The organism is Lentimicrobiaceae bacterium (assembly GCA_023227965.1).
Taxonomy (GTDB): Bacteria; Bacteroidota; Bacteroidia; order Bacteroidales; family JALOCA01; genus JALOCA01.
Genome location: JALOCA010000038.1, coordinates 1 through 14,608, shown reverse-complemented (window position 1 = coordinate 14,608; position 14,608 = coordinate 1). Strand labels below are relative to the sequence as shown.

12 protein-coding genes and 2 rRNA genes are annotated in these 14,608 nt (G+C 39.6%); 7 read left to right on the top strand and 7 right to left on the bottom strand.

Going from position 1 to position 14,608, the window contains the following annotated elements; genetic code table 11:
• Window positions 1-37: 37 nt before the first annotated feature.
• The 4 genes from M0R21_11365 to M0R21_11350 all read right to left on the bottom strand — a co-directional run bounded on the left by M0R21_11365 (window position 38) and on the right by M0R21_11350 (window position 3,721).
• Window positions 38-1,381 carry an outer membrane protein transport protein gene (locus tag M0R21_11365; protein ID MCK9618416.1) on the bottom strand — a complete coding sequence of 448 codons (1,344 nt, stop codon included), beginning with the start codon at window positions 1,379-1,381 and terminating at the stop codon, window positions 38-40.
• Between the two features lie 107 nt (window positions 1,382-1,488).
• Window positions 1,489-2,316, bottom strand: coding sequence for a 1,4-dihydroxy-6-naphthoate synthase (locus M0R21_11360; protein MCK9618415.1), 828 nt, complete (start codon window positions 2,314-2,316; stop codon window positions 1,489-1,491).
• Window positions 2,309-2,986, bottom strand: a complete 678-nt coding sequence (gene mqnB, locus M0R21_11355; protein ID MCK9618414.1) for a futalosine hydrolase — start codon at window positions 2,984-2,986, stop codon at window positions 2,309-2,311. The genes M0R21_11360 and mqnB overlap by 8 nt, the downstream gene beginning before the upstream one ends.
• 36 nt (window positions 2,987-3,022) lie before the next feature.
• Window positions 3,023-3,721, bottom strand: a complete 699-nt coding sequence (locus M0R21_11350; protein MCK9618413.1) for a hypothetical protein — start codon at window positions 3,719-3,721, stop codon at window positions 3,023-3,025.
• A gap of 179 nt (window positions 3,722-3,900) precedes the next feature.
• On the opposite strand from M0R21_11350, the gene rpsO reads away from it, so the two are divergent.
• From rpsO to citF, 7 genes are all read left to right on the top strand, one after another.
• On the top strand, window positions 3,901-4,170 hold the full coding sequence (gene rpsO / locus M0R21_11345) for a 30S ribosomal protein S15 (GenBank protein MCK9618412.1): 270 nt from the start codon (window positions 3,901-3,903) through the stop codon (window positions 4,168-4,170).
• A gap of 114 nt (window positions 4,171-4,284) precedes the next feature.
• Window positions 4,285-6,411 (top strand): polyribonucleotide nucleotidyltransferase, encoded by a 2,127-nt coding sequence (locus M0R21_11340; protein MCK9618411.1) that lies wholly within the window; start codon window positions 4,285-4,287, stop codon window positions 6,409-6,411.
• 80 nt (window positions 6,412-6,491) lie between these two features.
• Window positions 6,492-7,355, top strand: a complete 864-nt coding sequence (locus M0R21_11335) for a sigma-70 family RNA polymerase sigma factor (GenBank protein MCK9618410.1) — start codon at window positions 6,492-6,494, stop codon at window positions 7,353-7,355.
• 7 nt (window positions 7,356-7,362) lie between these two features.
• Window positions 7,363-8,013: a ribulose-phosphate 3-epimerase gene (gene rpe / locus M0R21_11330; GenBank protein MCK9618409.1), complete on the top strand. Its 651-nt coding sequence runs from the start codon at window positions 7,363-7,365 to the stop codon at window positions 8,011-8,013.
• A gap of 114 nt (window positions 8,014-8,127) precedes the next feature.
• The gene (locus M0R21_11325) at window positions 8,128-8,331 is read left to right on the top strand and encodes a hypothetical protein (protein MCK9618408.1); all 204 of its coding nucleotides are present in this window, start codon (window positions 8,128-8,130) and stop codon (window positions 8,329-8,331) included.
• Window positions 8,332-8,532: 201 nt separating this feature from the next.
• Window positions 8,533-9,744: an aldolase/citrate lyase family protein gene (locus tag M0R21_11320; protein ID MCK9618407.1), complete on the top strand. Its 1,212-nt coding sequence runs from the start codon at window positions 8,533-8,535 to the stop codon at window positions 9,742-9,744.
• The gene (citF, locus tag M0R21_11315; GenBank protein ID MCK9618406.1) at window positions 9,741-11,303 is read left to right on the top strand and encodes a citrate lyase subunit alpha; all 1,563 of its coding nucleotides are present in this window, start codon (window positions 9,741-9,743) and stop codon (window positions 11,301-11,303) included. Before M0R21_11320 ends, citF begins: the two co-directional genes overlap by 4 nt.
• Window positions 11,304-11,915: 612 nt before the next feature.
• Here the strand turns inward: citF and M0R21_11310 are convergent.
• From M0R21_11310 to M0R21_11300, 3 genes are all read right to left on the bottom strand, one after another.
• Window positions 11,916-13,865 carry a putative porin gene (locus M0R21_11310; GenBank protein MCK9618405.1) on the bottom strand — a complete coding sequence of 650 codons (1,950 nt, stop codon included), beginning with the start codon at window positions 13,863-13,865 and terminating at the stop codon, window positions 11,916-11,918.
• Window positions 13,866-13,967: 102 nt separating this feature from the next.
• Window positions 13,968-14,076: ribosomal RNA gene (gene rrf / locus M0R21_11305) — 5S ribosomal RNA — on the bottom strand.
• Between the two features lie 78 nt (window positions 14,077-14,154).
• Window positions 14,155-14,608, bottom strand: a 23S ribosomal RNA gene (locus M0R21_11300); the annotation flags it as partial.

Below are 14,608 nucleotides of genomic sequence, written 5' to 3'. Positions count from 1 at the left end.
AGGAGCGACAAAAGTAGCAATAAATGTGATAAACTTTTTATAACGAAAAATCAAAACCTACTGCAATAATGGTAGCATTATCGCTGGTCTTTATAATCGGGTCGGTATCCGGATTTTGGGTAGCAAATTTCAGCATTTCTATCTGCAACGATTTGGTATTGTAATCTTTCCACACACAGTATCCGAAGGCAAGGTTCAGGTTAACCCCTTTAAACAGTCGGTACGCACCGCCCAGACTGAAATTCCAGTTGTCGTTTTTCAGCACTTCAAAAGAGCCAAGGCTGGTATAATAGCCTTCTTTGTCCTCATATAAAAATTTGGTAAAAATGGCTCCGGTGCTGAGGGTTAGTTTTTCGACGGGATGATAAATAAGAGCTAAACCGGCTGTATAACAGTCTCCTGCCATTTCCGACAAGCTATGGTCAACTGGGAAAATATTTCTATCCTTTGTTTTTCCCCAGTCAGCTGCCTGTTGGAAATAATAACCATAATCAAATTCTGCTTGGAGTTTTTTCGACATGTTATAGGCAAAACCAATATTAAAGCTCGCCGGAAGGTCGCGATGATTTTTTGCACCATCTGTAAACATTTGCAAATCATCATTTTTTACATCAGTTTCAAAGTTAAGAGCAACAGATGTTTCGTATTTTACACCGATGTTTAATTTTTCAAAAGGTTGAATATTTAATCCTACTACTCCACCAAAACCATCTGCATTGTCTTCTGTTTTCACTGCAAATTGCTGGTCGGGTAATACTTGCGAGCCAGTAAGTGTCATTCCGGCTTTTGTTGTATTTTTACAGCTAAGGTATCTAGCTCCCAACGAAACAGAAACAGCATCGTTAAAAGCATAACTTCCCCCCAGGGCAAAAGCAATGTAATATGAAGAAGCCTTAAGCGACTGATTGGCAGCCATTGTATAATCAGCACCCTGTGCGGCATATGATTGCAATAATTGCAAGGAAATCAATTCTGTAGTAATCGAACCATCCGGATAATCGGCAGTAGCACCACCTCCGGGAATGTAGATTCCGCCATGAATTGCCCAGTTATTTTTTTTATAAGCAAGGTATAAATTTGGCAAAATTGGGTCGGTTTTATCCTGTTTAAAAGTTTGTTCACCTTTACCGAAACCCAGGTCAAAAGTATGCTGAGGTTGGCGAAACAAGGTTTGATTGCTCAGGTTTATATGCAAACCATCTTTTATTTTAGTCAACCCAGCAGGGTTATACACCACAATGTCAGCAGCATCGAGAGCTGCATTTCTGTTGCCGGTGCGCATCCATTCCGCACTCATGTTGGTAAGGTTATCCATCTGGGCAAATACGGGCATGGCAGCCATGCTTAAACATGCTGCAAAAACAAGTACTCCTTTTTTCATATTTTTCTGATTTTAAATTCAACATTTGTTTAAAAAACCCTGTAAAATAAAGGATTTATTTTGACAATAGCAAAAATCAGGTATTTTTTGTAAAAAGTAAGGATTTCTTAAGGAATCAATCTGACTTGTGCTGCCTTTTCAAAGAGTGTTTCCACGGCTTTTCTTCCCTCTTCACCGAGTGAAATGGAGAATTTATTTACATACAATTGAATATGTTGCCTTATTACCGAATCAAGCGTTTCCCTTGCATGATTTTTGACAAATCCGGAAGAATGCTCTGGATTTTCAAAAGCATATTCAATACTTTTTCGTATAAGGTTCTCGGTTTTTTTAATAATCTCAGAACCTGCACTTTGTTTTATCACAATACAGCCCAACGGTATAAGACATCCTGTTTCGCTTTCCCACCATTCGCCCAAATCCATCAGCTTAATCAAACCTCTTTGTTCGAAAGTAAAACGGCTTTCGTGAATTATAACTCCGGCATCAACCTGTCTCGTAAGTACGGCATTTTCGATGTCGGAAAATAAAATTTCTTTTTTTACCTTACTTTCAGGAAAAGCAAGACTAAATAGCAGATTGGCAGTGGTATACCGACCAGGGATGGCAATGGTTGCTTTTGCTAATTTTTCTAAAGAAAAGGGCTCTCGCGCTATGAGAACGGGTCCGCAGTTCCTGCCCAAAGCACATCCGGCATCCAGCAAGGTATATTCCTTTGCAAGGTACAATAAAGCATGAAAACTCAGCTTGGTAACATCAAAATACCCATCAAAAGCTTTGAGATTGAGAGTTTCAATATCAGCAAGGTGATAATCAAAATCCAGGTCCACAGCACCCATCCTGTGATTTATCAACGCATCGAACATGAAAGTGTCGTTGGGACAGGGGCTGAATGCTAACTGCAACTTTTTGTTATTTTGAGTGTTCTTATTCATCCAGTATCATAAATAAAGCATTGTTTACATTGCGAATAGCCAATGGGATGTTCCATTTTTCCTTGTTACGGGTTTCAATGTAATTGGAGATTGCCCGTAGTTGCAAACATTGTATCCTTTCATTCAAACAGACATATAAAAATGCGGCACCTTCCATACTTTCTACATCCGGGTGAAACAACTTTCTCACTTTCTGAATACTGTCATTGCATCCATGTACCGTATTTACAGTTATCCCTTTTACTTTTTTTAAGGAATTAATGGTTTTACTTTCGAATACACTGCTATTTACCAGTTCATTATTTGTAGCGAAAGCTTTATCGTCTTCAAGTAATTTCAAATCAATAAGAGAGAGAAACTGTTCTCCTGATTCGGCGCCTATTTCCGAAAACCTATCACTTACAACATTAACGATTTCTCCGATCTGAAGCCCGGTAGAAAAACTCCCTGCAATACCTACATTGATTGCAACATCATAATTTTCTTTGTATAAGGATTTTGCCATCCAAAATGCGGTGGGAACCATGCCTACACCCGTAATCAGCACATCAATGATTGCTTTACCATATGCAAACCGCTCTTTTCCGGAAGCAAGTTTTTTCCTGAAAGATGCCCTATGTAAGAAAGGCTCAATTTCAGCAGAAGTCGCAGAAACAAGAAATATCTTCATTTACTGTTAATTATGTCATTTCATATTTAAATACTTTTAAAGAAGGCTGTTATAAAATGTTATTAGCCGGACTGCATCTTCCGGCTTCCTGATTTTCAGTTTATTTTTTTTAATAAATTGCATAATCTGGGGCTCTTTATCTTTCATAAAGGCCAATAAGCTTTTTTTACTGAGAGAAACAATTGTTGCCAGCTCTCCTTCTCTTTGCACATAAAAATCGTCCAATTGTGAATACTTGTCGTTGAAATTTCCTGCATTGTAAGGTGTTGCAGGTGGATTTCTTGGCTCAAAAAGCACCATATAATGGTGTAATAACTGGAATTTCCCATCAACCAAAATTTGGAAATAATCATTTTCTATTCTTTCTCCCTTCAAATATTGAAGGTATGCAAATGTTTGATCTTGAAAAACAATGTATTTAACTTTTTCAGGTTTAGTTAAAGCAAGTGTATCGCCATTATGAATAAATTCCATTTGTTTCATGTAAACATTATAACGAAATTGCAAATTGCTAATCACATTATCAGTAGCTTTCATAACAAGAAGGCCCGGAGAAAAAGCTTCATTGAGATACATGCTTCCTTCAACTCTGTGGTCAGGAGATTGTAATTGCTTGTAATCTCTGTTTGATTTTACTGCAATATTCTCAATATCAATCATCGTAACATACGATTGACTTTTTACACTGATTACCAAAATCATAAATATGAAAGAAACCCATAAAAACTTTTTCATAATTTTATTATTTTACAGATAAAACGCCATGCTAAATTAAATATTTATTTACTTTGCACAAGTTTTTTAAGCAGGTTAAGGTTTGAAATATTTTGTAAAAAAAATGCGGCTTCTTTGTCATTTAAAAAAAAATTGTAATTTTGCACACCCAAAAGCAAGTCACTTTTAATTAAACAATCATGTATTTAACACCAGAGATTAAAAAAGATATCTTCAAGCAGCACGGCACTTCCGAAATAGATACCGGCAGTTCCGAAGGACAAATTGCATTGTTTACATATCGTATTCAGCACCTTACACAGCATTTAAAATCCAATAAGAAAGACCTTTTTACCGAACGGGCACTGGTTCGTCTTGTAGGAAAACGCCGCAGGCTTCTTGACTATCTAAAAGAAATTGATATTGAAAGATATAGAACTATCATCAAAAAATTAAACATCAGAAAATAACCCTGAAGCACAATAAAAAATATCCAAATGAAGGCAATTGTTCCGAATTGCCTTTTTTTGTATTGAATACATCAGAAAATAGTAATCAAATAATCATAACACCTTATCAATTTTATGCAAGGATTTGTAAAGACTTTTGATCTGGGCGATGGCAGAAATATTTCCATCGAAACCGGTAAGCTTGCCAAGCAAGCCGATGGTTCGGTGGTAGTAAAGATAGCTAACACTATGTTGTTAGCCACCGTATGTTCAAAAAAAGAAGCGGCTGAGAATGTTGATTTCATGCCACTAACAGTAGAATACCAGGAAAAATATGCAGCGGCAGGTCGTTTTCCGGGGGGTTTTTTTAAACGGGAAGCCCGTCCGTCAGAATATGAAATCCTGATTGCCCGCTTAGTTGACAGGGCAATACGCCCCCTTTTTCCTGCCAATTACCATGCGGAAACCCAAGTACTTATCACATTAATTTCTTCCGACCCCGATATTAAGCCCGATGCATTTGCCTGCCTGGCAGCTTCGTCGGCACTTATGGTTTCAGATATTCCCTTTCTGGGTCCTATTTCTGAAGTGAGAGTAGCAAGAATAAACGGAAATTTGGTAATTAATCCTGGTTTTTCCGAAATTCCGGAAGCAGATATTGATATAATGGTCGCTGCTTCAAAGGAGAACATTGTGATGGTAGAAGGAGAAATGAAAGAAATATCGGAAAACGATATGATAGAAGCCCTGAAACTTGCCCACGAAGCCATAAAAAAACAATGCGAGGCTCAGTGTGAACTGATGGAAATGGTAGAAAAAGCCCATGTAAAACGTGAATATTGTCACGAATCGCAGGATGAAGAACTTGAAAAAAAAGTACATGATTTTTCCTATTCCCGGATTTATGAAATAGCGAAGAACCCCACAGGTAAGCACGAACGCACCGAACTGTTCGACAAAGTAAAAGAAGATTTTATTCTAACCCTGAGCGAGGAAGAAGCCATGGAAAAGGGACCGCTGATTTCTCGTTATTTCCACGATGTGAATAAAAAAGCTGTTCGCGACGTTATCCTGAACGAACGCATAAGACTTGATGGCAGAAAGCTTGACGAAATTCGTCCCATCTGGACAGAAGTGGATTATTTACCCACCGCACATGGCTCGGCTATTTTTACCCGCGGTGAAACCCAATCGCTTACAACAGTTACACTTGGAACCAAGCTTGATGAACAAATAATTGACGGCGCAGTAATAGAAGACAAGGTAAATTTCATTCTCCATTATAACTTCCCTCCATTTTCAACCGGAGAAGTGAAAGCCGTAAGGGGCACAAGCCGCCGCGAAATAGGACACGGGAACCTCGCATTAAGGGCATTGAAACCCATGGTACCCACAGGAGAAGAAAATCCCTACACCATACGTATCGTTTCCGATATTCTCGAATCAAACGGTTCATCCTCTATGGCTACCGTTTGTGCAGGTACCCTTGCACTCATGGATGCCGGTGTAAAAATACGTAAACCGGTATCAGGTATTGCCATGGGATTGATTACCGATACCCAAAGCGGTAAATATGCCGTTCTTTCTGATATTCTTGGAGACGAAGACCATCTTGGCGATATGGACTTTAAAGTTACTGGTACACGAGATGGAATAACAGCCTGCCAAATGGATATAAAAGTAGATGGACTATCGTACGCAATTATGGCGGAAGCTCTTGAACAAGCCCATCGCGGCAGAATGCACATCTTAGATGAAATGGAAAAAACCATTACCGAACCCCGTCAGGATTATAAACCCCATGTTCCAAGAATAGTAAAAATGACTATTCCTAAAGAATTTATTGGCGCCGTTATCGGACCCGGTGGAAAAGTTATTCAGGAAATGCAACGCGAAACCAACTCTACTATTGTAATTGAAGAAGTAGGCGAATTCGGTATCATTGACATTGTATCTGCAGATAAAGACTCTATCGAAGCCGTTAGAGAAAAAATCAAACGTATTATTGCTGTTCCTGAAATTGGTGAAATATATAAAGGTGTAGTAAAAAACATTCAACCTTTTGGCGCTTTTGTGGAAATTCTTCCCGGGAAAGACGGATTGCTGCATATTTCTGAAATAGAGTGGAAACACCTGAAAACCGTTGAAAGTGTTTTAAAAGTTGGAGACGAGTTAGAAGTAAAACTTATTGATATAGACAGCAAAACGGGAAAATTAAAATTATCACGGAAAGTTCTTCTGCCTAAGCCTCCGCAAACATAAGTTTTTTAATTTTAACCCGCTTTTTGCAATACATTTCTTTAAACATACGATAAACATTCATTTTCAATTTATACATTGGCATGAGGCAGCTAAAAATTACCAAACAAGTTACTAACCGCGAAACCGCTTCTTTGGATAAATATCTTCAGGAAATTGGAAAAGTGGAACTAATTACTGCAGATGAAGAAGTTTCGTTAGCCCAACGGATTAAACAAGGAGATAAATCAGCTCTCGAAAAACTTACCAAGGCAAACCTTCGATTTGTTGTTTCCGTATCAAAACAATACCAAAACCAGGGACTAAGCCTTCCCGACCTGATTAACGAAGGCAATCTCGGACTGATAAAAGCAGCCCAACGGTTCGACGAAACCCGTGGTTTTAAATTTATTTCGTATGCAGTTTGGTGGATTCGCCAATCCATACTGCAGGCTTTAGCCGAACAATCGCGCATAGTAAGATTACCCCTGAATAAAATAGGCTCCATCAACAAGATAAATAAAGCCTATGCACAACTGGAACAACAATATGAACGCGAACCCAATGCCGACGAAATAGCCGGAATACTTGAAATTACGGAAAACGAAGTAAAGGAATCTATGCGAAATTCGGGCAGGCATGTTTCGATGGATGCTCCTCTGGTACAGGACGAAGACAATACCATGTACGATGTAATGCGTGCCGACGATGTTCCCACTCCCGAATCGGGGCTGTTGTACGAATCCCTGAAAAAAGAAATTGACAGGGCAATATCTACTCTTACCCAACGCGAAGCTGACGTCATCAGGCAATACTTCGGTTTGAACGGAAGCCATCCCATGACACTTGAAGAAATTGGTGAGAAATTCGAACTGACACGCGAACGCGTCCGCCAGATTAAAGAAAAAGCCATTCGAAGGCTCAAACATACCACCCGAAGCAGAATCCTAAAAACATATCTTGGATAATAACCCTATGCCTGTTTTAGTTGCACCATCCTTGCTCTCTGCCGACCTATCAAAATTGTCGCAGGAAATTGCAATGCTAAATGCAAGCCAAGCCGATTTGATCCATATTGATGTAATGGATGGGGTATTTGTTCCTAACATAACTTTTGGCTTTCCTGTAATTAAAGCCTTAAAAAAACACGCAGAAAAGCCCCTCGATGTTCATCTGATGATAACCGAACCGTACCGTTATCTGCAGGAATTCAGAGATGCCGGAGCCGATATTTTACACGTGCATTTCGAAGCCTGTACCCACCTACATCGTACCCTTACTGCTATAAAATCGCTGGGAATGAAAGCAGGAATTGTATTAAACCCCCATACCCCTGTGCATTTTCTCGAAAATAGTATAAACGAAGCTGATATCGTTCTTCTGATGTCGGTAAACCCGGGTTTTGGCGGGCAGCAATTTATTGCAGGCACTTATGAAAAAATATCCCTTTTAAAAGAGCTTATACTACGCAAAAAAACCTCCACCGCCATTGAAATTGACGGAGGTGTATCTACCGAAAATGCTGAAAAACTTGTTGCAGCCGGCGCCAATATCCTTGTTGCAGGGAACAGTATTTTTTCTGCTGAGAGTCCTACGGCAGCAATCCAGATGATGAAAGGTTATTAACATTAGATTGTTAATATCTATTTTTAAAATTTTTTAACATTTTTTAAGAAATTAAAGTACAAACTAAAAATATTTTTATATTTGCAGCCTAATTAACCATCAAAAATCAAACACATGAAAAAACTCTTTGCATTATTAGTAGTTGCAGGAATGGTTGCCTTTGTAGCATGTAAATCAGGCGCTAACAAAGAAGCTGAACAAGCTAAATTGGACTCTATAGCTAAAGCTGACAGTATTAGAATAGCTGATAGCCTTGCACAGGTAGCTGCTGACACTATTAAAGCTGACACCGTAAAACCAGCAGAAGAAGTGAAATAATTAATTCTTCTGAAAAGATTTTTGGAAAAAAGCTGCTCTTTCAGAGTGGCTTTTTTTATTTTACACATTATTGTCTCATTTTTACACTACAACCATATTCATCTTTTTTTTACAGATGTTTATTTGTCTTTACCACCTTATTTATTAATTTTGAGCCATCTATTTATCCACCATTAACTTCAAAATATAAGGAGATACACATTGGAAACTACAGCTTTAGCCGGAAATAAAGGAAAGGGTATCCGTTCCGATTGCCATGTTACCCTTGAACTTACCGATTCACAGGGGACAGAGATCAAACTCGAAAGCAAAGTGAAAGCCCTGTACGGTAATGCAATTATTACGAAAGCCAGGGAAATACTTTCTTTTTTTGCAATCAACAATTGCCGTCTGCTTATTGAAGATTTCGGAGCACTCGATTTTGTACTTGCCGCCCGTATGGAAGCAGCTATCAAACAATTGATAACTACTGATAAAGTTTTTCTTCCGGAAATGCTTCCGCAAAATATTTACACAACTACCAAAGACCGGAATCGCTTTTCGCGCCTATATCTTCCGGGAAACAGTCCGCAACTGATGCTGAATGCTGGCATTCACCATCCTAACGGAATCATTCTCGACCTTGAAGATGCTGTGGCTTATTCAAAAAAAGCAGAAGCCCGTTATTTGGTTCGCAACGCATTACTTTCTGTTGATTTCTACGGTGCCGAACGTATGGTTCGTATTAACCAGGTTCCTGCCGGTCTCGACGACCTCGATTACATTATCCCCTATAATGTTAACCTCATTCTTGTTCCAAAGTGTGAACATGCAGAGCAAATTCATGCTGTGAACAAAAAAATTGCATCCATTCAGCAAGAAACAGGGTTGAATTCGCCTATCTGGCTAATGCCTATCATTGAAAGTGCGCTCGGAGTGATGAATGCCTTTGAAATTGCACGTTCGGCCGAAAATGTTGTAGCAATGGCAATAGGACTCGAAGACTACACCGCCGACCTTGGCACACGCCGTACAAACGAAGCTACTGAATCATTTTATGCCCGTTGCCAATTGGTAAATGCCTGTAAAGCTGCCGGAATCCAAGCTATTGATTCAGTTTTTTCCGATGTCGCCGACATGGAAGCGCTTAAACAAAACGTATTAAAATCAAAAGCATTAGGTTTCGATGGCATGGGATGTATCCATCCCCGGCAAATCCGTGTTATTCACGAAAATTTTGCACCCGAAACAACTGAAATTGATAAAGCCAAAAAAATTGTAAATGCATTTATCAACGCCACCGAAAAAGGGCTTGGTGTAGTATCATTGGGTACCAAAATGATAGATCCTCCCGTAGTAAAACGGGCTCAACGAACAATTGAATTAGCAATAACCATGGGTAAACTTTCAAAAAACTGGAGGGAAGAAGAATGAAAAAATATGATAATCTGGTAGTAAACGCAGCCGGCAGGTTAGTCCCTACCGAGGTAAACGGGCAAAAGGTTATTCCCTTTAAAGGAATAGGCAAACATCGCCCCGAAGGAAGAAAATATTCATCACCAATACCCACAGTGCTTGATTATCCCGAAGATGGAAACAAAACCGTTGGCACACTCACCGAAGCACTTCGCAAGTGTGGACTAAAAGACGGAATGACCATCTCGACTCATCATCACCTGCGCGACGGCGATTTGGTAAGCAACATGATTTTTGATATTGCAAGCGAATTTGGAATTAAAGACCTTGTTTGGCTGCCATCTGCCTCTTTTCCTTGCCACGAACCATTGATTAAATATCTGGAAGACGGAACTATCAATCATATTGAAGGCAGTATGAACGGACCCTTGGGAAAATTTTGTTCCGAAGGGAAAATGAAAGGTGTAGCCGTTCTCCGCTCACACGGAGGAAGAGTGCAAGCCATTCAGGACGGAGAAGTTCACATTGACATTGCCGTGATCGCAGCACCCACTGCCGACGCTTTCGGCAATGCCAACGGGGTTGACGGCAACTCCGCTTGCGGTTTGCTGGGATATGCTCTTGCCGACATGATGTATGCCGATAAGGTAATTATCGTTACCGATAATCTTGTTCCATTCCCCTGTGCACCCATGCAAGTTTTAGGCAATTATGTTGACTATGTGGTGGTAGTTGATAAAATAGGTTATCCCGAAAAAATTGTATCCGGAACCACACAGGTAACCAAAAGCCCCGACAGACTTTTAATTGCCGAAATGACTGCCCAATTTTGCCTCGAAGCAGGTTTACTGAAAGACGGCTGCAGTTTCCAGGCTGGTGCTGGTGGAACATCTCTTTCAATAGGTATTTATTTCCACGAAATTCTGAAAGCCCGTGGAGAAAAAGCACGGTTTGGTTTTGGTGGTAGTACTCAATACATGGTTAAAATGCTCGAAGAAGGCGTTCTCGACTATATTCTCGATGCCCAGTCGTTCGATTTGGAATCGGTTCGCTCCATCCGCGACAATGCCAACCATCTCGACGTTTCGGTTTGGCATGCCTATAACTACCACAGCAAAGGTAATTACAATTCAATGACCGATATCGTAATACTTGGTGCCACCGAAATTGACGTTAACTTTAATGGAAACGTTGTTTCGCACAGCGACGGCTACCTGCTACACGGTATTGGTGGCTGGCAAAACTGCCTGCATTCAAAATGTGTTATTTTACCGGTTCCCTTGTTCAGAGACCGTATCCCTGTGATTATTGATGAAGTAACAACACTTTGCGGACCAGGACAACTGATTGATGTCATTGTTACCGAACGTGGTATTGCTATCAATCCCAATCGTACCGATCTGATTGAAAAATTGAAAAACACCTATCTCCCCATTAAAACCATTGAGGAATTGAAAGAAGAAGCCGAACGCATTTGCGGGAAACCTTCAAAGCCCAAATTTAGCGACGAAATTGTCGCAATCATTAAATGGGTGGATGGTACAGTGATAGATGCCGTAAGGAAAATCGAAAAATAATCCTTCGATGAAAGCCCTCCAAAAGCTCTTTGTGAGGGCTTTTTTTATATAGTTCATGGTGATTGATTTACCCCAAATGCACTTATACCTGAATGGTTAATTGTTTTTTAGCAGGCTTTGCGGTTCTCTGCGCAATTCCTTGCGAACTTTGCGGCAAAAAAATTTAACCGCAAAGAAGCGCAGAGTTTGTCGCAAAGAACGCTAAGAATTTGTGGTTGACATTGGAACACGGATGACGCGGATCAGACGGATTGAAACGGATTTAATTATTAATGGTTAATGGGTTTCCGTAATTTGTAATTAAAAACCTGAATTGATATCGGCTTCGATAGGCTCCAAAGGGGGTGAAACCTGAATTGATATCAGCTTCGATAGGCTCCAAAGGGGGTGAAACCTGAATTGATATCAACTTCGATTGGCTCTAAAGGGGGTGAAACCTGAATTGATAATTTCTGATGGAACACGGATGACGCGGGTCATACGGGTTGGAACAGATTTTTTTTCTTCTTTTTAAACTCTGCCAAGAACTTCAAACTCTGGCAGATTTTAACCCGTAATTCGTAATTTTTAATTCGTAATTGATTTCCGTAATTCGTAATTGAGCTAAAAGGCTTAATCGTAAAACCTCCAGCTTACACCAAAACGAAAACCGGCATCAGGCATAGGATAATGTGGCGAGGCATAATAGCGGTAATCGCCAAACCAACTGTTGAAATGCTGGTATTTCACAAACAGGTTTGCCCGTTTCACCTGAAAATTGATAAATACATCACCATAGCAGTAATCTCCAATTTTCTTTTCCTTTTGCAAATAAAAACTATGCAATGCAGGCATATAAGCATCGGCATAATAAGCCGAATTGTACGAGGCATCCAAGCCCACCTGCGCAAGTAATGCATTATTGAACAACGACATCTGGTAATAGAGCGAAAAATTCAGCATTATTTCGGGCAGATGCAATGCGTCGCTGCTCATTATTTTCTGCCAGGCAAAATTATTGTCAAAATGTATTCCTCCCAGCCTAAAATTCTTTCGCACATTTATTTGAAAAACTTTCAGCGTAGAATTATCCTGAGCAGGCAAGGCTTGCTCGTCAAGAAAAGTAAAATGAGAAATCACAAAATAATTTGCACATGCCGAATATCCTTTCCATGAGAGCGTTGCACCAAGTTTGTTCAATTCCTGTGGTTTTAACTTTTCCATCCAGTAAAAATGATTTGAACGATAAAAACTGTAAAACCATGCAGGCATTTGGCGCAAATAAGTTGCTGAAAATTCAAGTTTCAATTGATTGGTTTTCCCAAAACTGTTTATCAATCTGGCATTCATAAGGTAATCACCATCATTGTAGGTTCCTGTTACATAAGAAACATTGACATTTAATTCCGAAATCTTTATCGGGTGTAAAACAAAACCTGCTGAAGGAATTACCTGCGAAAAATATTTTGTTCCGTAATTATCGTTATAAATTGAGTATTGATGTTTTACGCCAAAATAAAGCCGAAGAATTCTTGAAGAATCGGGGAGCAATGGCGAATGGTTCGACCAGAAAAATTCGTTCGAAATCTGTTCAACATGGGTGCTGTCGAGTGTTTGAACTGAATCGGAATATATGCGTGAATAGAATCCCGAAACAGGGTCGGAATCAGCATAAACACTGCTTTGCCTGTGGTAATCAAAACGGTGGTGCAAAGTTCCAAGGCAAAAAGCATTTCTCATGCCTCTGATGTTTCTAAAATTCTCTTTGGCTTTTGTACTATCGGCAATGTTGAGTGTTGAATCAGTTTGTTTTGATTCTTTTATCTTATTTTTAGGAATTCTGCCGAGATAAAAACTTTGTTGAAAAGTAATGCCCGATTCGCGGTAATGGCTTTCCGCTTCTTTAAGATTTGTCAGGTAAACTTCCCTGTCTGTTTCCAGGTTGTTTTCAAAAGTGGAATCGCTGACAATACCGCCGTTTTCTTTTGTTTTAAAACGATTAAAAGTATAAGCTACATTAGCCGAATATCTTTTATTATCAGTATTGTAAGCCGCCGCTAAAGCCAGCGAATTATTATTGGTTTTCTGGTATTTGTAATATCCCGGAGAATTAATAATCTGGTAAGTAAATCCTAAAGTCAGATTCTTACGAACCGATTGCGAATGCTGAATTTTGAGAGATTGCTCCTTTTTCGAACCCATCACATATTTCAGTTCGGTATAAGGGCGGGTAACGTTATAAAATCTTATATTTTCACCACGATAAACATAATCCTCATAAGGATTGGTAATTGCCTTAAATTCTATATTTTCATCAGTAAAAAATAACAGATTACGGTAAGGAGAGCCTAAATTTCCGAGGTTTGCATAAAAATTAACTTTATTGAAAATCGGGTCATATTTTTGAATCTGACGAATGGAAGTATCAATATTAGTAAAAGGAAAAGAGGAAACACAATTTCGGGACAATGAATAGTATTGAGGTAAACTATTATTGTTAACAGTAGTTTTCTGCGAGAATAATAAAAAATTGGCAGAGAGGAAAAACAAAGAAGAAAAAAAGAAAGGGATTTTACTATTCATCAGTTGGAAAAAATTTTGGCAAAAGTATTGATTTCCGGCGAAAGTGAAGAGAATAAAAAAAAGTAAAAAAAAATCCCGACTTTTTAGGGTCGGGATTATAAAGGTTGGCGACGACATACTCTCCCGGAAAAACCAGTACCATCTGCGCTGATGAGCTTAACTTCTCTGTTCGGAATGGGAAGAGGTGGGCATCATCGCTAAAGTCACCATAAGATCTTAAATATCTTAGATAAAAAACGACATATATGAGAAAGAAAATACAACGGAGCAAATGGAAAAAACAGAGTGTAACAGAAAGTTTACGGGCAATTAGTACTACTCGGCTTTGCCATTACTGACTTTATACCTATAGCCTATCAACGTCGTAGTCTACGACGGCCCTTAAAGGAAGTCTCATCTTGAGCTGAGTTTCGTACTTAGATGCTTTCAGCACTTATCTCATCCACACGTAGCTACCCAGCAATGCAGCTGGCGCAACAACTGGTACACTAGAGGTGTGTCCGACTCGGTCCTCTCGTACTAGAGTCAGGTGCCCTCAAACTTCCAACGCCCACAACAGATAGGGACCGAACTGTCTCGCGACGTTCTGAACCCAGCTCACGTGCCACTTTAATCGGCGAACAGCCGAACCCTTGGGACCTTCTCCAGCCCCAGGATGTGACGAGCCGACATCGAGGTGCCAAACCATTCCGTCGATATGAGCTCTTGGGAATGATCAGCCTGTTATCCCCGGAGTACCTTTT

Bases quoted from the DNA above. Each gene is read 5' to 3' on its own strand.
- citF (MCK9618406.1), top strand. From the start codon at position 9,741: ATGAAAAAATATGATAATCTGGTAGTAAACGCAGCCGGCAGGTTAGTC.
- M0R21_11335 (MCK9618410.1), top strand. From the start codon at position 6,492: ATGAGGCAGCTAAAAATTACCAAACAAGTTACTAACCGCGAAACCGCT.
- rpsO (MCK9618412.1), top strand. From the start codon at position 3,901: ATGTATTTAACACCAGAGATTAAAAAAGATATCTTCAAGCAGCACGGC.
- M0R21_11310 (MCK9618405.1), bottom strand. From the start codon at position 13,865: ATGAATAGTAAAATCCCTTTCTTTTTTTCTTCTTTGTTTTTCCTCTCT.
- M0R21_11365 (MCK9618416.1), bottom strand. From the start codon at position 1,381: ATGAAAAAAGGAGTACTTGTTTTTGCAGCATGTTTAAGCATGGCTGCC.
- M0R21_11350 (MCK9618413.1), bottom strand. From the start codon at position 3,721: ATGAAAAAGTTTTTATGGGTTTCTTTCATATTTATGATTTTGGTAATC.
- M0R21_11340 (MCK9618411.1), top strand. From the start codon at position 4,285: ATGCAAGGATTTGTAAAGACTTTTGATCTGGGCGATGGCAGAAATATT.
- mqnB (MCK9618414.1), bottom strand. From the start codon at position 2,986: ATGAAGATATTTCTTGTTTCTGCGACTTCTGCTGAAATTGAGCCTTTC.
- M0R21_11360 (MCK9618415.1), bottom strand. From the start codon at position 2,316: ATGAATAAGAACACTCAAAATAACAAAAAGTTGCAGTTAGCATTCAGC.
- rpe (MCK9618409.1), top strand. From the start codon at position 7,363: ATGCCTGTTTTAGTTGCACCATCCTTGCTCTCTGCCGACCTATCAAAA.
- M0R21_11325 (MCK9618408.1), top strand. From the start codon at position 8,128: ATGAAAAAACTCTTTGCATTATTAGTAGTTGCAGGAATGGTTGCCTTT.